This is a genomic window from Desulfallas thermosapovorans DSM 6562 (assembly GCF_008124625.1).
Taxonomy (GTDB): Bacteria; Bacillota; Desulfotomaculia; order Desulfotomaculales; family Desulfallaceae; genus Sporotomaculum; species Sporotomaculum thermosapovorans.
In genome coordinates, this window is record NZ_VNHM01000019.1 from 22,580 (window position 1) to 47,849 (window position 25,270).

General features: G+C 48.4%; 26 protein-coding genes, 1 tRNA gene, 1 rRNA gene and 1 riboswitch. Of the genes, 20 read left to right on the plus strand and 8 right to left on the minus strand.

What is annotated here, in order from left to right:
* Nucleotides 1-5: 5 nt before the first annotated feature.
* The 6 genes from LX24_RS13225 to LX24_RS13250 all read left to right on the plus strand — a co-directional run bounded on the left by LX24_RS13225 (nt 6) and on the right by LX24_RS13250 (nt 4,343).
* A tRNA-Lys gene (locus LX24_RS13225) sits at nt 6-81 on the plus strand.
* Between the two features lie 241 nt (nt 82-322).
* Nucleotides 323-577, plus strand: coding sequence for an alpha/beta-type small acid-soluble spore protein (locus LX24_RS13230; RefSeq protein ID WP_166512620.1), 255 nt, complete (start codon nt 323-325; stop codon nt 575-577).
* A 760-nt stretch (nt 578-1,337) separates the two neighbouring features.
* The gene (locus tag LX24_RS13235) at nt 1,338-1,649 is read left to right on the plus strand and encodes a hypothetical protein (protein ID WP_166512621.1); all 312 of its coding nucleotides are present in this window, start codon (nt 1,338-1,340) and stop codon (nt 1,647-1,649) included.
* An 80-nt stretch (nt 1,650-1,729) separates the two neighbouring features.
* Nucleotides 1,730-2,818, plus strand: a complete 1,089-nt coding sequence (locus tag LX24_RS13240; RefSeq protein WP_423244343.1) for a DUF763 domain-containing protein — start codon at nt 1,730-1,732, stop codon at nt 2,816-2,818.
* Nucleotides 2,819-2,863: 45 nt separating this feature from the next.
* Nucleotides 2,864-3,376, plus strand: a complete 513-nt coding sequence (gene pyrE / locus LX24_RS13245) for an orotate phosphoribosyltransferase (protein WP_243131747.1) — start codon at nt 2,864-2,866, stop codon at nt 3,374-3,376.
* A 185-nt stretch (nt 3,377-3,561) separates the two neighbouring features.
* Nucleotides 3,562-3,692: riboswitch (cyclic di-AMP (ydaO/yuaA leader) on the plus strand.
* Nucleotides 3,693-4,343, plus strand: a complete 651-nt coding sequence (locus LX24_RS13250; RefSeq protein ID WP_166512624.1) for a C40 family peptidase — start codon at nt 3,693-3,695, stop codon at nt 4,341-4,343.
* Between the two features lie 57 nt (nt 4,344-4,400).
* On the opposite strand, the gene LX24_RS13255 is transcribed toward LX24_RS13250, so the two are convergent.
* The gene (locus LX24_RS13255; RefSeq protein ID WP_166512625.1) at nt 4,401-4,703 is read right to left on the minus strand and encodes an AMP-binding enzyme; all 303 of its coding nucleotides are present in this window, start codon (nt 4,701-4,703) and stop codon (nt 4,401-4,403) included.
* A gap of 290 nt (nt 4,704-4,993) precedes the next feature.
* Between LX24_RS13255 and LX24_RS13260 the strand changes: the two genes are divergently transcribed.
* Together LX24_RS13260 and LX24_RS13265 are read left to right on the plus strand one after the other, a co-directional pair.
* Complete coding sequence (locus LX24_RS13260; protein ID WP_243131748.1) at nt 4,994-6,688, plus strand: nucleoside kinase; 1,695 nt, start codon at nt 4,994-4,996, stop codon at nt 6,686-6,688.
* Between the two features lie 151 nt (nt 6,689-6,839).
* Nucleotides 6,840-7,193 (plus strand): hypothetical protein, encoded by a 354-nt coding sequence (locus tag LX24_RS13265; RefSeq protein WP_166512626.1) that lies wholly within the window; start codon nt 6,840-6,842, stop codon nt 7,191-7,193.
* A 107-nt stretch (nt 7,194-7,300) separates the two neighbouring features.
* On the opposite strand, the gene LX24_RS13270 is transcribed toward LX24_RS13265, so the two are convergent.
* Nucleotides 7,301-7,603 (minus strand): hypothetical protein, encoded by a 303-nt coding sequence (locus LX24_RS13270; RefSeq protein WP_166512627.1) that lies wholly within the window; start codon nt 7,601-7,603, stop codon nt 7,301-7,303.
* A 388-nt stretch (nt 7,604-7,991) separates the two neighbouring features.
* On the opposite strand from LX24_RS13270, the gene LX24_RS13275 reads away from it, so the two are divergent.
* The 5 genes from LX24_RS13275 (at nt 7,992) to LX24_RS13295 (ending at nt 10,911) form a co-directional block, all read left to right on the plus strand.
* Nucleotides 7,992-8,252, plus strand: a complete 261-nt coding sequence (locus LX24_RS13275) for a GIY-YIG nuclease family protein (protein ID WP_341473578.1) — start codon at nt 7,992-7,994, stop codon at nt 8,250-8,252.
* Nucleotides 8,253-8,309: 57 nt separating this feature from the next.
* Complete coding sequence (locus LX24_RS13280) at nt 8,310-8,801, plus strand: 2-thiouracil desulfurase family protein (protein WP_166512629.1); 492 nt, start codon at nt 8,310-8,312, stop codon at nt 8,799-8,801.
* Nucleotides 8,802-8,910: 109 nt separating this feature from the next.
* Nucleotides 8,911-9,204, plus strand: a complete 294-nt coding sequence (locus tag LX24_RS13285; protein WP_166512630.1) for a hypothetical protein — start codon at nt 8,911-8,913, stop codon at nt 9,202-9,204.
* A 25-nt stretch (nt 9,205-9,229) separates the two neighbouring features.
* Nucleotides 9,230-9,985, plus strand: coding sequence for a hypothetical protein (locus LX24_RS13290; RefSeq protein ID WP_166512631.1), 756 nt, complete (start codon nt 9,230-9,232; stop codon nt 9,983-9,985).
* A gap of 113 nt (nt 9,986-10,098) precedes the next feature.
* Complete coding sequence (locus LX24_RS13295) at nt 10,099-10,911, plus strand: JAB domain-containing protein (RefSeq protein ID WP_166512632.1); 813 nt, start codon at nt 10,099-10,101, stop codon at nt 10,909-10,911.
* A 71-nt stretch (nt 10,912-10,982) separates the two neighbouring features.
* On the opposite strand, the gene typA is transcribed toward LX24_RS13295, so the two are convergent.
* Nucleotides 10,983-12,761, minus strand: a complete 1,779-nt coding sequence (typA, locus tag LX24_RS13300) for a translational GTPase TypA (RefSeq protein ID WP_166512633.1) — start codon at nt 12,759-12,761, stop codon at nt 10,983-10,985.
* Nucleotides 12,762-13,105: 344 nt separating this feature from the next.
* Between typA and LX24_RS13305 the strand changes: the two genes are divergently transcribed.
* On the plus strand, nt 13,106-14,983 hold the full coding sequence (locus LX24_RS13305; RefSeq protein ID WP_166512634.1) for a methyl-accepting chemotaxis protein: 1,878 nt from the start codon (nt 13,106-13,108) through the stop codon (nt 14,981-14,983).
* Nucleotides 14,984-15,119: 136 nt separating this feature from the next.
* Here the strand turns inward: LX24_RS13305 and LX24_RS13310 are convergent, their stop codons facing one another.
* Nucleotides 15,120-16,361 (minus strand): DUF3794 domain-containing protein, encoded by a 1,242-nt coding sequence (locus LX24_RS13310; RefSeq protein WP_166512635.1) that lies wholly within the window; start codon nt 16,359-16,361, stop codon nt 15,120-15,122.
* A gap of 371 nt (nt 16,362-16,732) precedes the next feature.
* Here LX24_RS13310 and LX24_RS13315 point away from each other — a divergent pair, with 371 nt between their 5' ends.
* Nucleotides 16,733-17,404 (plus strand): Crp/Fnr family transcriptional regulator, encoded by a 672-nt coding sequence (locus LX24_RS13315; protein WP_166512636.1) that lies wholly within the window; start codon nt 16,733-16,735, stop codon nt 17,402-17,404.
* A 242-nt stretch (nt 17,405-17,646) separates the two neighbouring features.
* On the opposite strand, the gene LX24_RS13320 is transcribed toward LX24_RS13315, so the two are convergent.
* The 3 genes from LX24_RS13320 to LX24_RS13330 are packed head-to-tail and all read right to left on the minus strand — an operon-like array spanning nt 17,647 to nt 19,434.
* Nucleotides 17,647-18,114, minus strand: coding sequence for a universal stress protein (locus LX24_RS13320; RefSeq protein ID WP_166512637.1), 468 nt, complete (start codon nt 18,112-18,114; stop codon nt 17,647-17,649).
* 18 nt (nt 18,115-18,132) lie between these two features.
* On the minus strand, nt 18,133-18,270 hold the full coding sequence (locus LX24_RS13325; RefSeq protein ID WP_166512638.1) for a hypothetical protein: 138 nt from the start codon (nt 18,268-18,270) through the stop codon (nt 18,133-18,135).
* Nucleotides 18,271-18,294: 24 nt separating this feature from the next.
* Nucleotides 18,295-19,434: a YeiH family protein gene (locus LX24_RS13330; protein WP_166512639.1), complete on the minus strand. Its 1,140-nt coding sequence runs from the start codon at nt 19,432-19,434 to the stop codon at nt 18,295-18,297.
* 304 nt (nt 19,435-19,738) lie between these two features.
* Here LX24_RS13330 and LX24_RS13335 point away from each other — a divergent pair, with 304 nt between their 5' ends.
* The 3 genes from LX24_RS13335 to LX24_RS13345 are packed head-to-tail and all read left to right on the plus strand — an operon-like array spanning nt 19,739 to nt 23,435.
* Nucleotides 19,739-21,358 (plus strand): sensor histidine kinase, encoded by a 1,620-nt coding sequence (locus LX24_RS13335; RefSeq protein ID WP_166512640.1) that lies wholly within the window; start codon nt 19,739-19,741, stop codon nt 21,356-21,358.
* Nucleotides 21,345-21,959: a response regulator transcription factor gene (locus LX24_RS13340; RefSeq protein WP_166512641.1), complete on the plus strand. Its 615-nt coding sequence runs from the start codon at nt 21,345-21,347 to the stop codon at nt 21,957-21,959. Before LX24_RS13335 ends, LX24_RS13340 begins: the two co-directional genes overlap by 14 nt.
* A gap of 27 nt (nt 21,960-21,986) precedes the next feature.
* Nucleotides 21,987-23,435 carry a PAS domain-containing protein gene (locus LX24_RS13345; RefSeq protein ID WP_166512642.1) on the plus strand — a complete coding sequence of 483 codons (1,449 nt, stop codon included), beginning with the start codon at nt 21,987-21,989 and terminating at the stop codon, nt 23,433-23,435.
* 12 nt (nt 23,436-23,447) lie between these two features.
* On the opposite strand, the gene LX24_RS13350 is transcribed toward LX24_RS13345, so the two are convergent.
* Nucleotides 23,448-23,927, minus strand: coding sequence for a superoxide dismutase family protein (locus LX24_RS13350; protein WP_243131751.1), 480 nt, complete (start codon nt 23,925-23,927; stop codon nt 23,448-23,450).
* Between the two features lie 321 nt (nt 23,928-24,248).
* On the opposite strand from LX24_RS13350, the gene LX24_RS13355 reads away from it, so the two are divergent.
* Together LX24_RS13355 and LX24_RS13360 are read left to right on the plus strand one after the other, a co-directional pair.
* Nucleotides 24,249-24,713, plus strand: coding sequence for a hypothetical protein (locus LX24_RS13355; RefSeq protein WP_243131749.1), 465 nt, complete (start codon nt 24,249-24,251; stop codon nt 24,711-24,713).
* Nucleotides 24,714-25,135: 422 nt separating this feature from the next.
* Nucleotides 25,136-25,270: ribosomal RNA gene (locus LX24_RS13360) — 16S ribosomal RNA — on the plus strand; the annotation flags it as partial.

The window sequence follows — 25,270 nt, forward strand, 5'->3', positions numbered from 1 at the left end:
CATATGACCCATTAGCTCAGCCGGTAGAGCACCTGACTTTTAATCAGGGTGTCCCGCGTTCGAGTCGCGGATGGGTCACCAGTTAAATCCTGTGATTATTGTCACGGGATTTTTTTGTTGTGCTGCCTTACACCGGCCTTAATGATTGCGCGGAAAAATGCTTGCGGATTCTGTTTGAAAGGCAAGCTTTGGTGGCGGGGAAGTTAATTCTTCTGGTTTTTTTGTTCCTTTGGCGCTAAATTGTGTCACACATACTCGTTATTATAACGGGCATCATAAAAACACCGCCAGAAAAAAAACAATCAACAAGGAGGTTTTTCTTATGGCACAAGGACAAAAAAGGAACAGAAAACTGATACCGCAGGCTGCTAATGCAATGGAACAATTTAAATATGAAACAGCGGCGGAATTGGGAATTCAAAACTATCAGGGTTATCTTGGCGATTTGCCCTCCAGGGTTAACGGAGCCGTCGGCGGTAATATGGTCAAGAAAATGATCGCCGCTTATGAGCAAAGCCTGGCCCAGGGTCAACAACCACCTACTCCTCAGGTTACCAACCAGCAGCCGACTCCTTAGAATAAGACCGGTCCTTTAAAGGGCCGGTTTTTATGTATTCGCCCGGCATGCCAGCCGAGCCGGTGGGTTGCAAGAAACCCTGTCACCTAACCAGCGGGAAGAGAACCCGTAGTCAAGGGCGTCACCGGCAACTCTGGGTTCTGAAGGAAGCTTAGGCGGAGTATTTTACAAATTCGACGAGCTTCGATTAATTAACCTGGCTTCATATAATTCTGCATTTTGCATCACTTCGGAGAAAAGTGACCGTGGTACTGCCTAACAGTATATTTTTCAACAGGCCGGGTTTTTATGCGCATTAGTTTAGATAATTAAATGTCCGTGCGAAAAACAATCTTAATTATTCATAATATTACTTGAGTTAAAATAATATGAATATAGGGGAGGTGATTATTATGTTAGCCAAGCGTTATATGCTCCGTCCGGTGACACACTGCAAGGGAGGGTGCCCGGTACTGTCCCGGGTATGACGTTAAACTGCCCATATAAAACTTAAAGGTATCTTTAGCATTATTTACTCTGTTGTATTTTAGATCGCTTTTATGTTTTTATGCCCGGATATGTGTAAAATAATGATATTAAATGAAAATAAGGTCCTGCGCCACGCAGGATCTTATTTGGTTTCAAACGAAAATGTATGGGGAAAAAAGTTTATATGTTATTATTTTTATGTTAATATTTATTATAAAAGAAAATGTAATAGACTATATGTGTTCGTTTGCGGTAATAAATAAAATAAAATTATGCATGGGAGGTCTTAAATTTGGCTTTTGAAGTGTATAAACCAAGATCGTCCAAGGATAACGTCGTTGCTTTTACAAAACACCATATTAGACTGGGAGTTAAACTGGCTGATAAGTTAAAGGGTGACCGGGTTGAAGTGGCCTACGACAGGGAAACTCAACAATTAAGAATAAAAGCGGTGGCCGAAGGTGGTTTGCTGCTCAATAAAAATAAAATTGGTGCTCGGGGGATATTTAAATTTTTCGATCTGGAAGGGAAAAGGGGCAATTTTGACGCCGAGTTTAATCCCGAGGATAAAGCCATTTATGTCAACCTGGCTGAAAAGGAATAATGAACGATTGACGGTGTCATCCCTCAGGTGTAAAATAATGCAAACACCTGTTTGGAAGGGGTGGATTAATGCGCACCGGTATAGCTAATTTACCTTTGCATGGGCATCGCTGCCCCAGGTGGCTTTTTGACCGGATGGTGCGCCTCAGTGCCGCCATTGTGGAAGCGGTGGTGGAGGAATTCGGTCCCCGGGAAGTGCTGCGCCGCATGGCCGATCCCTTTTGGTTTCAGGCCTTTGGCTGCGTGGTGGGATTTGATTGGCATTCCTCGGGTTTAACCACGGTGCTTTGCGGGGCATTAAAACAGGGTATGGCCGATCGCCAGGGGGATGCCGGGATATTCTTTGCGGGGGGCAAGGCCATGACCTCGCGTAAGACCCCGCAAGAAATAGCAAATTATACCGACCTGTACGGGCTGCCTGATCATGTGGCGGATTTGCAGTATGCCAGCCGGATGTGTGCCAAGGTGGATTCGGCAGCAGTGCAAGACGGCTATCAGATTTACCAGCACTTTTTTATGTTTACCCGGGATGGCAGCTGGGCGGTGGTGCAGCAGGGTATGAACGGCCAAAACGGTTGGGCCAGGCGTTACCACTGGCTCAGCGATAATCTACAAAACTTTGTTGAGGAACCCCATGCTGCTGTTTGCGGCAGTTTAGGGCCGAAGATATTAAATATGGTGTCCCGGGAAAGTGCCGGAGCCCGTGATGTATCGGTCTTTCAGGCCCGGGAACGACCGGATGAGGTTGTTGCGACATTGAAGAAGATTGCTGCTTTGCCCCGGGAACAAATCGCCATGCTGCAATTGCCCGCCGCCCATCCGGTGCCCCAGGCGAGCAGGATTGAAAAAACATTGCGTTACCTGTATGACCTGGCACCGGAAAATTATGAGCAGCTGCTGGGTGCCCGGGGGGTTGGCCCGGCTACGGTACGGGCCTTTGCCCTGGTGGGGGAAGTGGTATACGGGGTACGGGCCAGCTTTAAAGACCCGGTGCGTTACTCCTTTGCCCACGGTGGCAAAGACGGTCACCCCTACCCGGTGGATCGAAAAAACTATGACCGTTCTATAGGCATGCTGGAAACAGCTCTGCGGCGGGTGCGGGTTGGTGAAAGGGATAAAATGGACGCACTGGGCCGTCTGGCTGCATTACAAAAGGGTTTTAGCCATTAACAGGAGGTGTGTAAAATAGATAATCGTGAAGCGCTTAAAGAACTATTGGATAGCCAGGCATTTGAACGCCGGCCGGTGGTGCTTTCCTCGGGTAAGACCAGCCATTATTATTTTGATGGCCGGAAGGTGTCCCTGAATCCCCGGGGGGCTTATTTAATCGCCCATCTTATTTGCGATATGATAAAGGACGATCAGGTAGATGCGGTGGGGGGACTGACCATGGGAGCCGATCCCATTGTAGGGGCGCTGGGACCGGTGGCCTACCAGCGGGGCTTGGACATATCTCTGTTTATTGTGCGCAAAGAGGCCAAGCAGCACGGCACCAGGCAGCAAATAGAGGGGCCGCCATTAAAAGCGGGCCAGCGGGTGGTTGTGGTTGATGATGTAATAACCACCGGCGGATCTGTAATCAAAGCTGTGGAGGCGGTGCGGGCAATCGGCTGTAAGGTGGTTAAGGCCATTGCCCTGGTGGACAGGCAGGAAGGTGGTACCCAGACCCTTGAGGGGATGGGTGTTCGAGTGGAGTCTATATTTACCGCGGCGGATTTTGGCTTGTAATAGTGCGGGCCAAAACCCGCCATTTTCAACTTATCAGGTATGAAACAAGCCTGTTAATTCAACCAAAAAAAGTGCCTTTTTTTTATAAAAGCGAGCTATTCCGGCAAAATAAACAACCATTCTTTTGACTGGTTAAAATAAAACATATAAAATAAGGTAACGTACCTAATAAGAGGGGGCGAATAAAAATTTTGTCACCGAGTTCCCGTTACGGGAAGCGGGGGAACCAGTTTTGGGGTGAAATGCAATAAAGCATGGGGCTGTCACTTCGTCCTAACCCGTCAGCTAACCTCGTAGGTGTAGAAAGTGAGGCAACATGTCCAAGGCAAAGGTATTCTTTACTTCACTTGCGCTGGGAGTATCCTTGTTTATCCTGCCCGGTCATTCTTCGGCCGACACTTATCACACAGTCAACTCAGGTGATTCCCTTTGGAAAATCTCGCGGATTTACAACACTACGGTGGAAAAAATCACATCATTAAATGCCCTTGATTCCATAACCATTTATCCCGGTCAACGGTTGCTGGTTGTGCCGGGAAGCAGTGCCGGTGGCGATGCGGTCCAGGCCGGTATGGCCAACCAAGTTTCCAGAAACCGCGATCGTATTGATGAAATTATTGATTATGCTCGCTCGTTTTTGGGGGTGCCTTATGTTTCGGCAGGGGGATCGCCCAGCGGTTTTGATTGCTCGGGTTATACAAAGTATGTATTTGCCCGGTTTGGTATCGATTTACCCCGCACTGCCGCGCAGCAGTATCATATGGGACAAGCTATACCGGCAAGTGAAGCCAGGCCCGGTGATTTGGTGGCTTTTAAAACCGGCGATTACATATCACACATTGGTATTTATACGGGTAACGGTAATTTTATCAGTGCCACTTCAAGCAATGGGGTTGATATAACCCCGGTTTACGGCTCGTATTGGAAGGATCATTTATTAGGCTTTTCCAGGATAATACCCCGGTAACCAAATGTATAGTAAAACAAACCCGCCTGAACTGGCGGGTTTTTAGCATATAGCAAGCTAAGCTTCGCTGTTGATCAACTGCTGCCTGATTACCTTGCCCGAGGGGGTACGGGGAATGCTTCTAAAAATAAAATCTATGGGTATTGGGTTGCCGGCCCAATTTTCATTGAAATATTCCCTGATGCTTTCGGCTGTGGGTGGTGGGTCCCCTGGTTCAACAAAGGCCTTGATTCTTGTTTCACCGGCGGGTGTGTTTAAAGATACAACCACCGCGTCAGCTACGTGGGGATGTCTGCTTATCGCCCGTTCCAATTTTTTCAATTGCAGAACCAGGTTGTTGGGTGATAATGTGCTGAGCATAGGATTCACTCCTCGGATATAAAAAAATTTAACAGAATATTTATAATATTTATACTATTAAGATGGCTCAAATGCAACAGTTTTTTTCCCAACGGTTATTTTTTTTGATCCAGTGGAAAACATTATTTGCCGTAATATTATTAACAAGTTGTCCAATTGTTGAATTATCACGTCCTCTATGTTATCTTTTACACACAGGGACTGTTTTGTGAATACTTAAACAAAATAACCCAACTAACTGGCTGTATAATCTTTGGCCATGTTTCCTGAAGGGAAAGGAATGGATAGATGTGACGGAAAAGAATAATGCCATAACCGACGGTGTTGAAAGGATTAGGGTATATATAGCAAACGCCGGGTCTTTTGAGGTACCGCCCGGTATTTCTTTGCAGGAATTATTGAAATATGACACTGTTCAGCGCAGATCCCCCGTGGTTGCCGCCATGGTTAACAATGTACTGGTGGGCTTGCGCTGGAATGTCCATCAAAACAGCACCATTGAATTCGTTGACCTGGAGTCCGATGATGGTATGCGGGTGTATACCCGCAGCCTGGTGATGTTGCTGGTGAGGGCCGCCAGCGAAATTTTACCGGGATGCCGGGTGAGGATGGAGCATACCCTGGGTAATGGTGTCTATGGCGAAGTTGATTACAGTCGTCCCCTGCGCAAGGCCGATGTGGAGCAAATTGAAGCGCGCATGTTTGAAATTGTCCGTGCCAATGAACCCGTGGTTATAGATCCGGTGCCCAAAGAAGAAATGAAAAAACTGTTATTGAGTACCAACCAGGCGGAAAAACTGGATCTGCTGCGTTACCGCAGGTCCTCCACCATATGGGTGCATACCTGCGGCTGGTTTAAAGATTTTACTTACGGTAACATGGTGCCCGATACCGGTTGCCTTGGTGTGTTCAGGCTGCGGTATTACATGCCCGGTTTTATCTTGGAATTGCCCCGTAAAGAAAACCCCACCGTGATACCCGAATATGTAGAGCAGGGGAAATTGGCTAATATTTATTATGAGTCTGAAAAATGGAGCCGTATATTGCAAGCACATAATCTGGTGGAACTGAATGAGTTAATACTGCAAGGTAAAGGGGGTGACTTGATCCGGGTGGCCGAGGCCTTTCATGAAAAAAAGATCGGGCAGATTGCTGATCAAATAGCCGATAACCTGGACTTGATTCGCATAGTGCTGATAGCAGGTCCTTCTTCATCGGGTAAAACTACCTTTGCCCAGCGCCTGGGTGTGCAGTTGCGCATTCACGGTATCAGACCGGTACCCATATCTTTGGATGATTACTTTGTGGACCGGGAGTTAACCCCCCGGGATGAACACGGTGAATATGACTTCGAGTGCATTGATGCCATCGACAGGGAATTGTTCAATGAACATTTAATTAGTTTGATTCAGGGTGAAGAGGTGCAAATGCCCACCTATGATTTTCTGTCCGGTAAACGAAGTGACACATATAAAACTTTAAAGCTGGGTCCCCGGGATTTGCTTATTGTGGAAGGTATTCACGGTCTGAATGACTTGCTGACGGCTTCTATTCCCAAGGGGCGGAAGTTTAAAATATATGTTAGTGCCCTGACCCAAATTAACCTGGACAACCACAACTGGATTCCCACCACCTATTTGCGGATATTGCGCCGGACAGTGCGGGATTATCATCACCGCGGGTATTCCGCAGTGGAGACCATTCGCCGGTGGCCGTCGGTGCGGCGTGGTGAAGAACGGCATATATTCCCGTTCCAGGAGAGCGCCGATGTTATGTTTAATTCGGCTCTAATATATGAATTAGCCGTGCTGAAGGGTTACGTGGAACCGGTCTTAAACATGGTTGGGCGGGAAAATCGTGAATATGCCATGGTGCGGCGCTTGAAACGTTTTCTGGGCTATTTTGAACCCCTGGCAGCGGATGAGGTGCCATCCAACTCCATTATCAGGGAATTTATCGGGGGCAGTTGCTTTTTAGGACACTGAGCTGCCAGTCATATCTTTTATCAACTATCCAGAGCATAGCGTTAGGTAATATTTATCCTTTGCCGGTGCCGCGTTGGCGGCATGGGGGTCTGGATGGTTATTGTGAATGTAGGGAGTTAAGAGATTAAAGTAAATCCGAGGGGGGATTAAGGTGTCTTTAGATATAGCCGGCCTGTTAACTGAGGACATGGAGAAGGCCGGAAGGATAAGTTTTCAATTGACTGACCAGCGTATTTTTGATGAAAAGGTCAAGGATGTAACAGTTTTTTATACACTGGTGGGTGAATCGCGGTTTAAGTTCTTCCGTAGCAATGTATTCGAGTTGGTTTTTGTACACCTTACGGAGGATTGGATGCGCCAGGCCAGAGTGGATTTAAAGAATATAAACTGCTCCGGAGGTGTTGATGTACTGCTCACCTGGGATGAAAAAGCAGACACCCTGTCGGTCAGGGGTATCGGGGATAAGGATTATATTGTGGTGACAGCCATGCAAATTGATAGTTGAACCGGTTCGCCAAACCGGTATTCCTGCAATTTTGGTGCTGCTATCAAGTTGGTGGCGAGGGCCGAAGCACCTCGCCATTTATTATTGGTATGCGTTTCTGAAGTGCATTAGCGTACGGGTATTCGTATCTCCTTTATTGTTTTGGGCTCGGGGGCATTTAGTATTACTTCCACAACAAAATAGCTAAAATATTTTTTTATAGCGGTGGCCAGGCCAAATGTGCGCATGCCGTATTTATCCAGGGTTTGTACCAGGTAACCATATATGGCGGCTTCCAGCATCAAGCGGTTATTCAGTGCGTCGGAATTGATGCCCGCCATTGCTTGCTGGACATACCTGCTAAATTCATTCAAGGCCGGGGTAAGGGGTGCAATATCATACTCGGTATATTCTTCTACCATATCGATCATTCAACCATCTCCTATGGTAATTTTTGTAATATATTACCATAAATAGGTGTCATGGTCCAGTGTTAAATAATAAAATAATGGACAAAATTCCGTGACCGGACGGGTAGTATTTATCTGGAAGCGCCGCTTCCCGGTGGTTTAACCTCAGGTGAACCGGCCATTCTTTGAACAACCGCAATTTGTTTTTTTGTCTTCCCGTACATTAGTACTGCCGCAATGCGGGCAGTTTACCCGCCGGGGCTTTATAAACAGGTATTTGAACGTAAAAACTTTGGTGCACTGTTTGCAAATGTATTTAATTTGAGCCATGATTGCCTCCCTCCTTAATTAGTATATTAATATATGATAAATAACCGGTCAATATTTTATTGTCAAAGGTCAGGTACTGTTGTATGATAACAGTGTTATGTATTATGTATATATATTAAGCTGTGCCGACGACACCTATTATACCGGTTGTACCACCAATTTGACCGTGCGGCTGCAAAAGCACAACCTGGGTCAGGCCAGTAAATATACCAGATCCCGCCTCCCGGTGACGCTGGTTTACTATGAGGTGCTGCCGGACAAAAGCAGTGCTTTGCGCAGGGAAATAGCCATTAAAAAATTATCAAGGCGGGAAAAAATAATGTTGATTGACCATGGCTGAATATAAAGGTGGTCGCGTGACCAGTGGTCGGTGGTCAAGAGGGGGCAATGCATATTAATGATTATTATCAGTGCCTGTTTGGCCGGGGAAAAATGCCGGTATTGCGGAGATGGATTTGATTACCCGGCATTACGCAAGCTGGTGGAGGATGGTAAGGCGGTACCCGTTTGCCCGGAGGTGCTGGGTGGTCTGCCTGTACCCCGGGACCCCAATGAAATTGTGGGCGGTGACGGTTTTGATGTGCTGGACGGCAGGGCCAGGGTGCTCACCGACAAGGGAGCGGATAAAACGGCCGCCTTTTTACAGGGAGCCGCCGAAGTGCTGGCCGTAGCCAGGAAAACAGGCGCACGCATGGCTATATTAAAGGAGCGCAGTCCATCCTGTGGCAGTACCGTGATTTACGATGGAACCTTTAGTGGCCGGAGGGTCCCCGGCTGTGGCTGTACCGCCGCCCTGTTGATCAGGGAGGGGGTCCGGGTATGTTCCGAGGAAAATTACCAGGGTAAAGATAAGTCCCGGGCGAAACAACCCGGTTCCCAAAATATATAGGTCAAGTATTTATAGAACATATATTTTATTTTACTATTGACGTCATGCAATCCCCGGGCATATAATGTATGCAAACAGTTGTTCCAGATGGGCGACAGGGGGTATATCAATGCAGTTTGATACCGTCATGCGGCAAAATTATGGGCGGGCAGTTACCGTTGACGGAAATAAAACCGGGCACGCAGCGGAGCATATAACCGGGTTGAAAAGGGTTATTCCGGCTGGTTTGGAAGTCAATACCAAAATTGGTAGTGAAAAAGGGCCGAAAGTTAGCTTTGTGGACAGGGTTATGTTTGCCTTGGAAAAGGAAGAAACTATAATTGAGCGGCTGATTGGTTACGGGTTATGTTTTCTGGTCCTTTTGTATTTGCTGGGCAGTGTGGCCCGTGCGGTCTTTTTTTAAATGGACGGGAAGAGAGGAAGTTTGCATGGGTATTAAACGGATAACTGAGCCAAAGGATAGCAGTGAAGTGGATGACGGTGTGCTGGTTGACCATAAGCGTGTCGCTGAGCAGCCCTGGCTGGCCAAACAGTGGGCCGGGCGGGCCGAGGCTCCCGGGTGTTTGAGCCAAAGGGCGGAACTGCTGGTAACGCTGTCTCTGTTGCCCTTAAAAAAACAGGCGGTATCTATTAGTGCTTGTTTTGAGCGGGACAAACTGGTGGAACATTTAATGGATCAGGATGAATATGGCGCGTTGCTTAATTTACTGCACAGCGATTTGGCCCGGTGGTTGCCGGATAGCGGTGAATTCAGTGACCTAAAATGGTTACTGGCTGTGCTGCTGCAGGTGAAAAAACAGTCATCCGGTAAAAAGGCCCGGGTGGTTTTACACACGCCGGCCGGTACCCAGGTACGGGAAAGTGCGGCCATGTTGGAGGCGCTGGTGGAAGATGCCCTGGGTGCTGCCGCAGCGGCCTGGGTGCGCTGCCTGTGCGGCCCCGGCGGGGACCACCGGGTGCTGGAAATGCCCCTGGCTTTGGCTGACCGGGAACTGGCCGAGTTTATTTTTATGGAACTGGCCCGGGATCCCCGGGCACTGGCCCTGTTGATGGAGGATGTGCGTTCGTGGCAGGGGGATGCCGGGCTGGAGCGACAGCAGTTGCTGGTTTTGCTGCAAAGGGGTGCCCGGGCGGCCCAGTTTTGTCACGAAACCATTATGGCCGGCATTAATAATTTTACATAATTTCAAAATTTCATTGTCATTACACCCGTTGCATGCTATGATATATGTAAAAAGTAGTAATGGTTAAAACTGAGCTGTGGTAGGGATGCTGGTCAGGAAGCGAGGGATATAAAGTGCTTCCCCCCAAAGAAGCAACCTGCGAACAGGTATGTAACGGAGTGGATATTTTTAGCATTGAGGAAGTAAGGAGAATCAGCACCAGGTTTTTGGAGCAAGCAGTTTTAGTGTTATACGATGAGAATCTAAATATCCGGGTGCTGTGTGGGCCGTGTTGCAGTAAAACATGTGCCATGGCGCCTTCGATGTGCAGTATTATTAATGCTATTGACAATTATAGGGTTCCATTTAAAGATGCGCTGGTGGTGCATAACCACCCCACACTGCCCTGGCATGGAGAAGTTGTTCCGTCCGAGGATGATATTGCCGCCACCGAGCTGTTAAAGTGGCAGCTGGCGTTACTGGGTATTAAATTGATTGATCATATTATTATCACCGGCCATAAAAGGCGGGCCCTGTCGGAAAAGGGAATTTGCATTGATAGGGGATTTCATGCCAACGGTTTTGAAATCAAACGGTTTATGTATAGTTTTTTTGTGCAGATAGCACTGGTGTTGGAACATGAAGAAACGCTGGATGTAATAAATGAGTTGTTGGCTCAAAATTTGGAACTACTAAGTAATTATTATGAAAAACATTACTGGGCCAGGCTGTTTGCACAAAGGCCTGTGGATTTTGATTTTTTGACCCGGCTGGGTAAGCTGTATACCGGTGACACATTGCTCGACCGGTTAATAGATTTGCTGTCTAATTTGGAAGACGGTAAAAAAGTAAAGTTGCAGCCGAAAGTTGTCATTCCGTATGGTCAGGAATTTCAAAAGCGCATTATATCCGGTGAGTATAGAGTTTGTGGTTGTGCTTACAATTAATGATCGCGTTATGGCAGGTCCTAGAAACCTCCCGCCCTTTTTGGGGCGGGATAATTTTTTTTATGGGACTATTAAACTGATTGCTTGCGCATGCGCAGCGATTTTGGAGTTACTTCCAGCAGTTCATCGTCGGCGATAAACTCCATGCACTGTTCCAGGCTCATAGGCCGTGGCGGAGTTAATTTAGTTGAAATCTCGGCGGTGGAACTGCGTATGTTGGACAGTTGTTTCTTTTTACATACGTTTATCACCAGGTCCCCAGGCCGGGCATGTTCACCCACCACCATACCCCGGTAAACCGGTACACCTGGTCCGATGAACAGTTCTCCTCGTTCCTGGGCGTTTTCCAGCCCGTAAGTGGTGCTTTCGCCAGTTTCAAAGGCTACCAGCGATCCCCGGGACCGGGTATAAATTTCGCCCTGGTATGGTGCGTAATGGTGAAATGCATGGTGGATAATACCCAGTCCTTTGGTGTCGGTCATGAATTCGGAGCGGTAGCCGAACAGTCCCCGGGTGGGTATGTGGAAGACCAGGCGCACCCGCCCGTCACCTTTGTGCTGCATGTTGATCAGTTCGCTTTTGCGGGGTCCCAGGCGCTCCATGACGATACCAACGTATTCCTCCGGTATATCCAAGGTCAATTCCTCCACCGGTTCACTTCTCACCCCGTCGATGATTCGCTCCACCACTTGCGGGCGGGAGATTTCAAACTCATAACCCTCCCGGCGCAGGTTCTCTATCAATATGGAAAGGTGCAACTCGCCCCGGCCGGATACCAAAAATGTGTCCGGTGTACCGGTAGCGGCCACGCGCAGGCTGACGTCCGATTCCGATTCCCGAAAAAGCCTTTCGCCCAGTTTGCGGGAAGTGACGTAAGTGCCCTCCTGCCCGGCAAAGGGGCTTTTATTGACATGAAAGGCCACCGCCATAGTGGGCTCGTCAATGTTTACAAAGCTTAAGGGTACGGGATTCTCCGGGTCGGCTATGGTGTTGCCCACGTTAATATCCAAAAGGCCGGTTACCACCACTATGTCTCCGGTAACGGCTTTCTCCACGGGGACCTTTTTCAGCCCGCTGAAGACAAACAGCCCGGTTACCCGCTGTCGCTGCATCTCACCGCCGGGTTTGAGCACGGCAACTTCCTGCTTTAGACTGATGGTGCCGTTATGGATGCGGCCAATGGCCTGCCTGCCCAGGTAGGGGTCGTAATCAATCAAGGTGACGCCCAGCTGCAAAGGGGCATGTGGTTCGCCCTTGGGGGCAGGGATTCTCTGCACGATAATGTCAAAGAGCGGCTTTAAGTCCCGCCCCGGGATGCTAGGGTCCAGGGTGGCCGTACCGGTGCGGGCATTGGTGTAAATGACCGGAAATTCCAGCTGGTCGTCGCTGGCCTCCAGCTCAATAAATAAATCCAGTACTTCATCTAGTACTTCTCCGGGCCGGGCATGCAGCCGGTCTATTTTATTTATCACTACAATAGGGGCCAGGCCGGCTTCCAGTGCTTTGCGCAGTACAAAACGAGTCTGAGGCATGGGGCCTTCAAAGGCGTCCACCAATAGCAAAACCCCGTCCACCATCTGGACAATGCGTTCCACTTCGCCGCCAAAGTCGGCATGGCCTGGGGTGTCCACGATATTAAGCTTATGCTGGCCGTACTGCACCGCGGTATTCTTGGCCATAATGGTGATACCCCGCTCCCGCTCCAATTCATTGCGGTCCATGACGCGCTCTTCAATGACCTGCTTTTCATGAAAAACGCCGCTTTGTTTAAGCATGCCGTCCACCAGGGTGGTTTTGCCGTGGTCAACGTGGGCGATAATGGCTAAATTGCGAATCATGTTCTTTTCCATGCTTGTATCCTTTCCAGGCGTCCTGCGTTGTTTATTTACCTACATGATATTACTCCTTTTGGGTGTTATTTTCAACAGTGCTGGTGGGGAGAGGATAGTTTTTTACGGGTTTGGACCTGTGTTATTGCAGTCAGCATGATTGCTGAAATTCCCATAGTTCATTGTCGTGTATATGACATTCTGAGCGTCGGATTGCTGACATTAACTAAAGTTATTATTTGATAATTTCATGTAAGATATAAAGATATTTTGGTGAATTATGTACTTTATGGTAAGGGGGGGCTCTGGATTCAAGGCAAACTGATTACAGGTCAGCTATTTTTTTATTTTGCAAGGAGGGGGTCATGGGTAAAAGTATCCGGTTAAAAATTATTGCGCCGGTAACCCTAATTATTTCGCTGGTCTTATTGCTGTTGATTTACCAGGATTATAAGAGCAAGGTGCATTTGCAGTTGGAACAAGAGGGCGAAAAGTATGAACTGGTTGCCCAGCGGGTGTTGGCGGATATGAACAATATTTTCAATCAGGCCAAGCTGGGCCTGGAATCGGTGGCGGCCAATCCGGAAATCCAAGAAGCCTTTGCCCGGCGGGACCGTGAAAGGTTGCAAAACTTAACCATGCCTATATATGAAAGGGTCAGCCGGGAAGGTATAGAACAATTCCAATTTCACCTGGCTCCGGCCACCTCTTTTTTGCGGTTACATGCACCGGACCAGTACGGCGACGACCTGTCCTCGTTTCGGCACACGGTACTGGAATGCAACAGTACCGGCAACATTGTCCAGGGCCTGGAGGAGGGCAAGGGTGGATTTGGCTTCCGGGTGGTACTACCGGTTTTCTTTCAAGGTGACCAGGTGGGCAGCGTGGAATATGGACCGGGCCTTAATGCCACCTTACTGGAGAAGTGGCAACAACAAATGGGCGGGGATTATTACATATACGGTAAACCTGCTTCCGGAGTGGCCTGGGAGGAACAGGAAGGGTTGCTGGTGGCCACAGCTGGAGAGGATCCCTATCCAGTCAGTGAAAGTGATATTAACACCATTTTATCGTCTAAAGAAACTAGAACCATATATGTGGACAATGATCGCAAAGCGGCCCTGATCATTCCCCTGGAAGACTATAGTGGCCAGCCGGTTGGTTATATAAAGATAATTAATGACCGCTCGGAAGTAATTGCCGGGATGACCCGTGAATTGCGCTATATGCAGATTCAGGCCGTTATCGCTGTTTTGGTGGTGCTCATAGTTACTTTGGTCATCACCACCTATATTACCCGGCCTTTGTCCAAACTCAGCGCAGTGGTGGGAGCCGTGGCGGGTGGAGACTTAACACAGCCCGTTATAAGAGTGAAAAGTAAGGACGAGGTTGGAGTTTTAGCTGAGGCATTGGCCACGATGGTGCATAATTTAAGTGATATGATCTCCAACGTAAAGGGTTGTTCCAGGCGGCTGGCGGATTTCAGCCAGGAACTGGTATCCTCCAGTGAAGAGGTTAGTGCAGCCGTTGAAGAAGTGGCCGGTACCGCCAGCCAGGTATCGGTTGCGTCAGCCGGGGGGGCGCAAGACCTGGCAGGGGCCGCCAGGGAATCGGAGCAGGTGCGGATCATGGCTGAGGAGGGCAATCAGGCGGTACAAAAAACCGTGGATAAGATAAAATCCATTGCTGCAGCCGCTGGTAATGTGTCCCGGGCGGTGCACATGCTCAGCGAGCAATCCAACCGGATCGGTGAGATTATCAGCACCATTACCAATATTGCTGACCGGACTAATTTGCTGGCCTTAAATGCTGCCATTGAAGCTGCCCGGGCCGGTGAGCAGGGCCGGGGATTTGCTGTGGTGGCAGAGGATGTGCGCAAGCTGGCTGAACAGTCGGCCGGTGCTGCCAATGAAATTACGCTGTTGGTTAAAGATATACAGTCCGGAGTAGGGGAAGCCGTAAAGGCAATTGAGCACGGAACAGCTGAAGTCAGCGATGGAGTGCAGGTGGCGGAACAGGCCGGTAAGGCATTGAATCAAATTGTTGAGGCCATGGAAAAAAGCATGGGGATGATTAAAGGTGCCGCCGCCAGTTCCCAAAAGGCCAGCGAGGATGTCCAGCAGCTCAGCGGTGCCGCCGAGCAAATTGCCACGGCCATTGAACAGGTGACCGAAGCTGCCCAGAATTTGGCCAACATGGCGGATGAAATGCAGCGCGGGGTGGTTAAATTTAAAATTGCGTAATGATGTTGAAAGTTAATAGTTTACAGCGCTTGGGGTTGGCCGGGAGCACCCCGTGCCGGCGACAGGACCGGGCCTTGGGCCCGGTCCTGGTATATGTTTTAGTTTATAATAAAGCAAATGTAAATTGCCGGCAGCTTTAGGTTAATAACCCCATGCACATCAGGGTGACATTGTCGATGACTACGGCGCTGGTGTTTACCGGTACGACCGGTGCCGGTGGTGGTTCAGGTTTGCAGGGAGGTTCCGGCACGCACGGGGGTTCCGGTTTGCATGGTGGTGGTACACATGGTGGCGGAGACGGTTTACATGGTGGTCCTGGCTTGCATGGCGGTGGCCACATCCCCCGGGGATTGTTGCCGGAATTAATGGGTACAAAGCTGAAACGCACCAATACTTCAGTGGTCTCCCCGGGCGTTGTACCGTTGAAGCATAGATTGGTAAAGTTATCGTCGGGAATTTGGCTGGCATTCCAACTCCGGGTTTCACTGGAGATGATATTGCCGGATTGATCAAACATCAGTACTTCCGCTGTAAGGGTATAGGAGGCCGTTCCCTGCTGTGCCTCTTTATACCCGGGGATTTCCCTGGCATCAAAACACAGGCGGTACCGGCCATCGGGGGAGATACCAGGGAAGGACCGGTCAATGGTTTGGAACAAAGCAGCTGGTTCGCTGGGGTCGGCTCCCAACAGTGCACTGCCAAAGCGCAAAATGTTACTGCCGCTCCAGAAGATGGGTACGGTATCAGTGGCCCAGGCGGTTAGGCCGCCGTCTCTAATGAGATTTATACCCCGGGGACACCTTTCGTTTAACTTCGGACAAACCTGCACGAAAATTTGCCTCTCTTCAACCACTTTAACCCGGAAAATCATTACCCCGGTCTGGGACAGCCTGGAACCTCGCCTCAGGCTCCAACGCATGTCTATTTTTTTGTGGTGAAGTTGAACAAAGACGTCATTTTCGTCCACCACGGGCTGAGCCGCATCCAGGGTTACTTCCTTGGTAAAGGGTATGTCTTCCCCGATGTGTTTAACGTGATCGTTTTTATCCACATAATATATTTGCTTGTGCAGCGTGCCGCTGATAAGCACCTTCTTCACCACTGGCTGGCGGTGTTGTTTACGGTGCCAGCCGAACCTTTCCCAGCCCTCTTCTTCAATAACGCTAATCCACCGGTCTCCGTTTTCGTGTACGAAAACCGGCCTGGCTTCGAAATCATCCAGGCGTGCATCAATATGGTCAATTTTTTGCGCCACTTCGGGCAATGTGGCGATGTTATCCACAACAACCTGTACTTCCACTTCTGCCAGAACCACTGGAACCTTTACTTTGACGCATAAAACATTATCAGGCTCGCTGTAGAAATATTGAATGGGCATTACTTCAAGACCCCCTTTCTCACAAATTGCAAGACAGTTCGCTGGTTGACCAAAGATATTTGTATTAATAATATACGTTAAATTAAATATATGCTGAAAAACTAGGAAAAGTGAGGAAATTGAGTGATTAATTATAGAAATGATGACTACATATTGGTGAAAGGGAAGAGGTTCTGTTATAAGGGGCGGTTATGATAAAAATTACAAATGCCGATTGGCCAAAGGAAATCAACCATTATATAATTTTTATAAAGTTATATTTTTTGGCTATTATTTATAGCTCTTGCAATAAACGATAATAAAACGTCGATAATTATGGCAATGCTAAAAGAATTTGGAATATCATGCATTTGTTTAAGGGGAGAATAACTATGCGTGACAGTATACCAAGGTCAAACCTGGTGTTAAATGACATGGAGAAGATGCTCATCAGAAAGGCCGGCACAACAATACAATATCCCGCGAAACATACGGTATTTACCGCGGGTGATATTTCCGACCGGGTATACCTGATCGAAAGCGGATGGGTAAATATGTACCGGCTTTCCGCTGAAGGAAAAAAAGTTTCGGTGGGTAGTATTCGCAATCCCGGGGAATTAATGGGCCTGTCCGAGGCAATACTGGGCATTAACCGGACGTGTTTTGCATGCACCATTGGCAAGGTATCGATGGTAATTATAACCAGGCAAGATTTTGAGGAACTGATGGAGCAACATTCTTTTTTGGCCATTAAAGTGGCTAAATTGCTGGGGGCCAGGATGCGTGAGGCCGAAGCGCTCAATTATGAACTGGTTTGTACCCAGGCCCCCGGCAGGCTGGCCCTGATGCTGATGCGGATGGGTGAGCGGATGGGGCAAAAGACCATCAATGGAACCTGTTTAAACTTAAATATTACCCACGAGGAGATAGCCAATATGGTGGGCACTTCCCGGCAAACGGTAACTTCACTGCTAAACACCTTTAAACAGGAGAAAAGCATTGTATACGAAGGCAGGGCAATACGGGTTATTTACCCTGATAAACTGGCTAAATGGGTGGTATAGGGTAGTAAAGTAACATAAACAAGACCGGCAAATTATACCGGTCTTGTTTTGTTTAATCTCGATTATCGTCGCTAAGACTCCCGCCTATAGAGGCGAGAGTCTTAGCGACGATAAACTCGAAATAAGTGCGACTAAAGTTTAGCGGCCGGGGGACGCACCTCTTCTCGAGGGGGCATGGCATCGGGGTCGGAAGTATGTCCCCAACGTACGGGTTAAACCCCACCCGAACCAAATCTTCTTTCTTAGAAAGGCTCCCGGGGACCCAACAATAAGGGGCATTGTATTTTTTGGGCCAGGTGCCGGATATTGAACTTGAGACCTGCGGCTGCGGCCGGTTTGGTTGAGTTGGGGTTGGGTAAAACCAACAGGCTGGTGTCGGGCTCACTGGCCAGGCGGGAGATAACCTTTAAGGTATTGCCCGTTACAATTTCGGTTTCCACCGGTATTCCCCTTGCTTGCGCCCGGTTGCGAAACTCCTCCAACACTTGCCCGGCCCGGTCTTTAAGCTCCCCTTCGAACCAGTGGAAGAACTTCATCCTGGTTTCGGAGGTGTTAATCCATTCATCACCCAGTAAGCTGCCCCAACCCCGGTCCAGGATGTACAGAGCCTTGATGTTTATCTTCATTAGCGCCGCCATATCCAAAGCCATGGCCCCGGCCCGATCGGCAGAAGGGGAGCCGTCGGTGACGAAAATAATTTGCTTGCCCATGGGTAACCCTTTTTATGATTATAGAAATGTTAAAACCAGCACCATTACCAGTGCCGCACCGGCCATGGCAGCAAGGTCCTCATGGCGTTCGCTGGCAAACAGCGAAAGTTTATCCGTTTCCTTGACCCGGTTAGCTTCTGTTTTATTTTCAGGCATGGTTATACCACCTTCCCACGTCTATTAATCGATCACCAGTAATACCACAATCAGCGAGCCAACGGCTTTTAGCAGTCCGGCGACGGTTCCTATTATTAGTGGTTGGCCTCCTGCCTTTTTCATTTCAGTAAAGGAAATCTGCAGCCCCAAACCGGCCAGGCCGATGGCAAAGAACCAGCTGTACAGAACCCGAAACATCTTAAGTTCCTCCGAAGCCGGCTCAGTGGAGCCGAAGGCACCAAAGGTGGTCAGAATAACTGTAACGATAAATCCCACCACGAAAAGGGGGAACCTGGAGAGGAAGGAACCGGCTTGTACGTTCGCGCCCCGTTCTTCCAGGGTACCGGCTGTTTTGGAGTAATACAGGGCAATAACCAGTACCACCAGGGGCAGAAATATCACTCTGGTCAGGTTGTAAACCTCGCCCACCTTAAGGCTGACCGAGGGAGTCTCCGTTGTGCCCGGGTCGAAGGCCAGGGCGGCCGCCAGTACCTGACCGGAGTTCAGGATGCCTGTGCCGGCCCAGGCTCCGAACTGTTCGCTTGACAAAACCATCAGGTGTCCCAGGAAGGGAAAGGTGAACATGCAAACCAGTCCAAAGGTTAATATGGTGGCAATGGAATAGGCAACATCTTCCCCCTTACCCCTTACCACCGGGGCAACTGCAACAATGGCGGATATACCGCATACGCCCATGCCGGCCGCCAGGCAGGCTGTTGAAGATGTAGGCATATTCAGGCGTTTACCCAGCCACATAACAAATACAATGGTACAAAAAACAAAGGACAGAACCAATAGTACCGAGGTGGCTCCCAGTGTGGCCACCTCGGCCAGACTGTAAAGCGTACCCAGCAGGATTACCCCTATTTTAATAAACAGGCGGGATGTTTGAACTCCTTCCACGGCCCAGGACGGGATGCCGATGGTATTGCGAATGACCATGCCGATTAAAATGACCAGAAGGACATAATTAATCTTTAATACATTGCCCAGGTAATGGGAGGTTTCCTTAATTATACCCTCCAGTCCGATCCACCGGGGCAGGCCCAGGTCTTTGGTGCCCATGCACAGGGCGGCAATTAAGAACATTAATAAAAGGCCGGGTATGACCCTGAGGGCTTTGGGATAAAAGCCCGTGGTGCTTTTTTCAGTGTAATCAGCCATGGTATTCCTCCAAAGTTCCGCTGGTGCATCTTTGGGAAACATCCCCGTGCCATGCTCTATATTGCTAATAGTATTTACTAATAATTGCAGTGCCCACAATATAAGCTAAGGGTTGACGGTAGGCAATGCTGCATGGTCAAAATGAATGGTTTATTCGCCAAGTTGCACTAAATAGTCCATTTTGGTGAATACTTTAATTCAATTTTGACTATTATTTTCAGATAGTGGTTATTTCTAGCAGGGTTATGTGTACGTGTAACGAAAACTAAACTTTTAAAAAGTTGGACAAGGGTGATTTGAAAAAGTGCAAGAAATAAACCGGTTTCGTTACTGGTCCGGAGCCTTTGTATTTATATTATTACTTATACCTGCAATGTACCTTTATGATTCACTGACGACACCGGTAAGGGTTAAAGATGTCAGCGAAAATTTTGCCCACCTGAGCGAGCATCAGGAACTGGCCCGGGATGTCGAAGGTCTGGTTTCAGCGGCCAGGGCTTACGCATTGCTTAAAGATAGTCATTATTTGGAAGAGTTTGATAGGCAAGGCATTGCGGTGGTTACCAAAGGAATTGAGATGTATAACCGCAATACCTCCGGGGCCGGTAAGGAGGCGCTGCAGAAAATAGTTGAATTGACCGAAGCTTACAGTACCCGCTACAGAAATGAATTTATACCACTGATGGAATCAGGGCAAGCAGGGTATATGGAGTATTATCGTGATAGATGCGAGCCGCTGGCCGCTGAACTGCTGGATGTGGCAGGTACTTCTTTGTCCGCCCTGCAGGATGAAACCTGGCACAATATTTCCCTGGCTACTGGTATGGAAAACAGCACCCGGACATTCACCGTTTTTCTGGCCGTTGTGGCGCTGTTGCTGTTGGCTTACGGCGTAAGTCAGGTGGTCCGCCCACTGCTGGTGAAATATAACCGGTTGAGCCAATTTGCTTATTTGGCCGGCGAAGCCCTGGTGGTCGTTGATCGTCGCGGTATGGTTACTGATATTAACCCGGCGGCGGAAAATCTATTGCAGGTAAACGCCGGTGATATCAACGGTGTGCCCCTTGAACAGGCCCTGGTGCGGTTTCCCCTGCTTCAGGGCTTGCTGGCGCCCCTGCCGGATGTAGCTTTAAAAGGCAAGGCGGTGGTTAATAACCAGGTTGTTGTTAATTCCGAGGCACAGAAGCATTTGCTTAAGGTGGACTACCATCCATTGTTTTATGCCGGTGGTTTGTCCGGGGCGCTGATGGTTGCATATCCATTGGAAATCCAACGGGACAAAAGATTTTTATTTGACGCCATTGAGGCGGAGCGAAAGAAAATATCCATTGAAATACATGACTGGGTGGGGCGCAACATGTCGGCCATTATCCACGCCCTTGATTACATGCTTAAATCCGGGGTCCAAAAGGTATCCGGCGATCTGTACCAGGATCTGGTCCGGCTCAGGTCCAGGTGCCAGGCCGCTGCGATGGATATGCGCGGTATTATGAACGACATCCACCCCTACCTGATTGACCGTGTGGGCCTCCTGGCCGCCCTGGAGTCTTATGCCGGCAGGTTTGAACAGCTACACGGTATCAAAGTGTACCTTTATTACCATAACCGGGCTTTGAGTCTGGGTAAAAACGAGGAAATTATTGTGTACCGGATTATTCAGGAGGCTCTGGCCAATGTGATCAAGCACAGCAGTGCCGGTGAGGTGGATATTTATTTCAAGGAATCCGACGGGTCTTTACAGGTGGAAATCACGGACAACGGTACTCCACCGGAAGAGCTGGTTATGGGTAACGGCTTATGGGGGATGAAGGAAAGGGCCAATTTAATCGGTGGGGATTTGGTATACCAGAGCGGGCCAAACGGTTTCACCTTGACTCTGACTGTTCCCGCGACCGCAGGGGGAGATAACGATGAGCAAAATTAATATTATGCTGGTGGAAGATCATAATATTGTCAGACAGGGTTTAAAGAGATTGATTGAAATGGAAGAGGGCCTGTCGGTAACGGCGGAAGCCGGGACCTGCGCGGAGGCCATGGAGAAGCTTAACAATAATGTCGATGTGGTTTTGCTGGACATTAAGCTGCCCGACGGTGACGGGCTGGAATTGTGCCGGGTGATGAGCAAAAGTAACCCGCGGTTAAAGTTTATTGCCCTGACCACCTACGATGACGCGTATTTCATCAGAAAGGCGCTGGACTGTGGCGTACATGGTTTTATCCCCAAGTATGCCTCCTTTGAGGAAATAAAATCGGCCATTGATATTACCGTCCGGGATGGACATTACCTGTATCCCGGGCTGGGTCTGGATGTGATTATGAAACTCCCCCAAACGGGTCTCACCGATGTTGAGACCCGGGTGCTGCAGATGATTGCTGCAGGTGAAACGCAAAAGGACGTAGCCGCATCCCTGTTCATGAGCCTGTCCACCTTGCGGCGCAGGATCAAGGGTATTTGCACCAAACTGGGAGTGGAAACGGTGGAGGAAGCTTTGGCGGCTGCGGTTAAAAAGGGTCTGATTGAATAAGGCCGGTGAAACGGAGGGCTGTAGCACGTGGCCGAAAGGTTTGACAATGCCACCAAAATAATGGCCATTTTGGCCGTAATTTTTTTTATATCATTAATAATCATATTCTTTGTACTGGAGTTCAGGTTCCTAAAGAACATTATGGTGGACTACGAAAATAATATCCAGCGCATCGTGCTGGGTGAAATGCAGTCATTTCAGCATGAACTGGAGCTGTATACCGATATTGTTGCCACCAGGCTTACCGGCGATAACAGCCGGGATGAATCAATGCTGGCTGGTATGGCTTCCATCAATAACCGGGTGGTGGATATCAAAATTTTAAACGAAGCTGGAAAGGTACTGTACTCACTGCGGGAGGGAGAGGGTTACATATACCCTCGTAAGGAGTTCAAACAAGCCCGCCAGGGACGGCCTTATTCCTTTACCATTAACCAGGGGGGGAGGGTCAGCGAGGTGGCGGTGGCGGTCCGGTTAGCGGAGGATCTTAACCCGGAACGCTATTTGCTGGTTTTTTACCGCATTAATGACCTGCAGCAAAAATTTCTTTTGCGGTACACCACTGATAAAATGAAAATAGCCCTGGTGGACGATGACAACAGGTTGGTGGTATGGCCCTTTACTGCTCCCGGGTTGACCGAATTCCCGGCCGATCGCACCAGTTACAGTGCCGCCGGTACCAAGTACAATGTACAAAGGACCGCCCTCGCCGGGTCAGATCTGCAGGTATTGTTTTTTTTCAGGGACGACCACTTTGATACCTACCGTATTATGGTGATCATGCTTTTGCTATTCGCCCTGTATTTCCTAATCTATCACTTTATCGTTGAGGCCGCCAATATCAATAATGTAAACTCTTACTTTGATGATATAAACTTTAACGTTTTCAACAACCTGCAGGAAGGAATCATCCTGACCAATAATAACGGCGGGCTTGTGTTTGCCAACAATGCGGTTTATCAAATTTTCGACGGTAAAAAAATAACCCCCGGCAAAACTGCGCTGGAGGACTTGATCGGTCCTGTGGACGAAGCCGGTGGCAAGATGACCTTAAAAAAGTCCGACAGCTTGCTGGATATCATTCGTTCACCCATTATTAAAAACGGTAAAATGCTCGGCTCACTGGTGGTTATCGGCCCGGACAGGGAGCGGGAAAGTCTTTGCCGAAAGGCAATGGGCAGGGTTTTTGAACACCTGCAGGATGGGCTGGTTTTCGTAGACCGGGAAGGCAGAATAGTAGCTTGTAATATGATGGCCAGGTATTACTTGGGCAACCTGGATGATGGCATGAAAATTGACGAGGTAAGCACGGAACTTACCTCTCTGGTGGAAAAGCATATCGGCTCCACCCATATGGTTAGGGAAAAACTTACCTGGTCCGGTGTCCTTTGTGAACTGCTGCCCGTGCTGGACGGCAACGGCCTGTATGCCGGCACTCTGATCTTCGTTAAAAACGAGACTGGTTATGAACAATAAGCGGTACAAGGTTTAGCCGTTAAACCGTTGAATAACCCCGCAGGCCAATCTTTTTCCGGCGTTCCCGGCGGGTTGGGTTCTGTAATCATCGGGATTTTGATGGATTATTACTGCTTTACCAATAACTTGTTCGGGTTTAAAGGCACTGGTGAAAAAACACATACTGGCACGGCCCTGGTTGGAGAACAAAACAGGAAAATCACCTGCATGATTACCGTGGGGTTGATTGGTGGGGTTCCAGTGGCCGCCTGCTGTTTGAAATGGATCCCCCGGATCGCCTGTTTGGCAGTTGCCAAATTCATGGACATGAAAACCATGGGGCCCTATGGGGTTTGCGCTGCCCACGGCAGGTCGGTATGGAGGAAGCCCGCTTATATCCGCGCATACCCAGGTGCCGTCCGGAACATCAAAAAAATTAACCGTTCCTGTAATCTGCGGTCTTAAGGGACCGCCTTTTATATTTGCCGTGGCAACCGGGTTATTTAGGGGCATATTAATTGTCTGGCCTATTTTCAGGTTGTCCGAATCAATACTTGGATTCATGGCCAGCATATTATTTAATGAAACATTATATTTTTGTGCTAAATTATACATAGTATCTCCGGCTTTAATCCGGTATTTAAACGAGCCCGGGATATTGTTTGTTGACATAAGCATCATCCTTTCTTCACGCGCAATAAAAAATATGCCGGTTGTGTATAGTCCACGGACTACACTGTGTTGTTACCCGGGTGTCATGTGGAAGTGCCTGGCATAAATTATCATACTCAGCATTTATGCTAAATGTTACAAATTTACAATAAAAAGGAGGGGATGGCTGTGAGGATCATTAACAATCAAAATATACTTACCAACCAACAAATTGAGGGTATAATCAAACTCCTGGGTAAAAATTACAAACCACGCACTCTGGTGGTGTATGAAACGCGATTGGATATTATTAAATTCTATCCCCAGTGTCATAATTTTTCCCTGGATGAGTTCAGTGGTGAATTGGAAGGAACTTATGACGAATCCACCGATACGGTTTATCTTTTTATCTTTGTGCAAACAGATGATGGTGATGATGTGCACAGCAAACAGTTATATTCTTTGCATGCACTGGTGCATGAGCTTAGGCATCGGTTTCAGGCCGCCACAAATTTTTTGACTGCCGATGATGAAAAATCGGAAAGGGACGCCGATTACTTCGCCACGCATTTTATTAATAGCAATTCGCGCAAGATAAGCAAGATTATGCACTGGGATGAGGAATGGATTGTAGAGGAGGAGGAATAAAGCTACGCTGCTACTTCGTTTGTTCTTTAAAATTGTTTTTGTAAGAAAAAACCTGTTGCAAAAGTTTTTTATCAGTGGTATTATTACAAATGTCGCCGCCACATCGGTGGTGCAATAAACTAAACCAGAGCAATACTGGTTAAAATGGTAGACAGGCCGTAAATGGCAAACCACAAATTGCCATTGACACGAAACTGGCCAAAGTGATACAATACAATTCCGGTCGCGAAAAACGACCACACGGTCCTTGAAAACTAAACAGTGCAAAGAGATGAAAGTTGAACCTAGTTCAACACATCAAACCTCGTCAAGCAAAAGCTAAGAGCCGGTGCCCAAGCCAACCGGCGGCGGCAGAGGCTTTTAGGCAAGCGCTAAAACGAGTAATTCACAAACGAGTCAAAGATTAAATTTTTCATAAAACTTTTATGGAGAGTTTGATCCTGGCTCAGGACGAACGCTGGCGGCGTGCTTAACACATGCAAGTCGAACGGGGTTTAACGAGAAGCTTACTTTTTGTTAAACCTAGTGGCGGACGGGTGAGTAACGCGTGGATAACC

Coding starts and splice junctions, on each gene's coding strand:
- LX24_RS13230 (WP_166512620.1), top strand. CDS start 323: ATGGCACAAGGACAAAAAAGGAACAGAAAACTGATACCGCAGGCTGCT.
- LX24_RS13340 (WP_166512641.1), top strand. CDS start 21,345: ATGAGCAAAATTAATATTATGCTGGTGGAAGATCATAATATTGTCAGA.
- LX24_RS13330 (WP_166512639.1), bottom strand. CDS start 19,434: ATGGCTGATTACACTGAAAAAAGCACCACGGGCTTTTATCCCAAAGCC.
- LX24_RS13320 (WP_166512637.1), bottom strand. CDS start 18,114: ATGGGCAAGCAAATTATTTTCGTCACCGACGGCTCCCCTTCTGCCGAT.
- LX24_RS13325 (WP_166512638.1), bottom strand. CDS start 18,270: ATGCCTGAAAATAAAACAGAAGCTAACCGGGTCAAGGAAACGGATAAA.
- typA (WP_166512633.1), bottom strand. CDS start 12,761: ATGGAAAAGAACATGATTCGCAATTTAGCCATTATCGCCCACGTTGAC.
- LX24_RS13350 (WP_243131751.1), bottom strand. CDS start 23,927: ATGCCCCTAAATAACCCGGTTGCCACGGCAAATATAAAAGGCGGTCCC.
- LX24_RS13315 (WP_166512636.1), top strand. CDS start 16,733: ATGCGTGACAGTATACCAAGGTCAAACCTGGTGTTAAATGACATGGAG.
- LX24_RS13285 (WP_166512630.1), top strand. CDS start 8,911: ATGCAGTTTGATACCGTCATGCGGCAAAATTATGGGCGGGCAGTTACC.
- LX24_RS13270 (WP_166512627.1), bottom strand. CDS start 7,603: ATGATCGATATGGTAGAAGAATATACCGAGTATGATATTGCACCCCTT.
- LX24_RS13305 (WP_166512634.1), top strand. CDS start 13,106: ATGGGTAAAAGTATCCGGTTAAAAATTATTGCGCCGGTAACCCTAATT.
- LX24_RS13255 (WP_166512625.1), bottom strand. CDS start 4,703: ATGCTCAGCACATTATCACCCAACAACCTGGTTCTGCAATTGAAAAAA.
- LX24_RS13250 (WP_166512624.1), top strand. CDS start 3,693: ATGTCCAAGGCAAAGGTATTCTTTACTTCACTTGCGCTGGGAGTATCC.
- LX24_RS13280 (WP_166512629.1), top strand. CDS start 8,310: ATGATTATTATCAGTGCCTGTTTGGCCGGGGAAAAATGCCGGTATTGC.
- LX24_RS13290 (WP_166512631.1), top strand. CDS start 9,230: ATGGGTATTAAACGGATAACTGAGCCAAAGGATAGCAGTGAAGTGGAT.
- LX24_RS13310 (WP_166512635.1), bottom strand. CDS start 16,361: ATGCCCATTCAATATTTCTACAGCGAGCCTGATAATGTTTTATGCGTC.
- LX24_RS13355 (WP_243131749.1), top strand. CDS start 24,249: ATGGCTGTGAGGATCATTAACAATCAAAATATACTTACCAACCAACAA.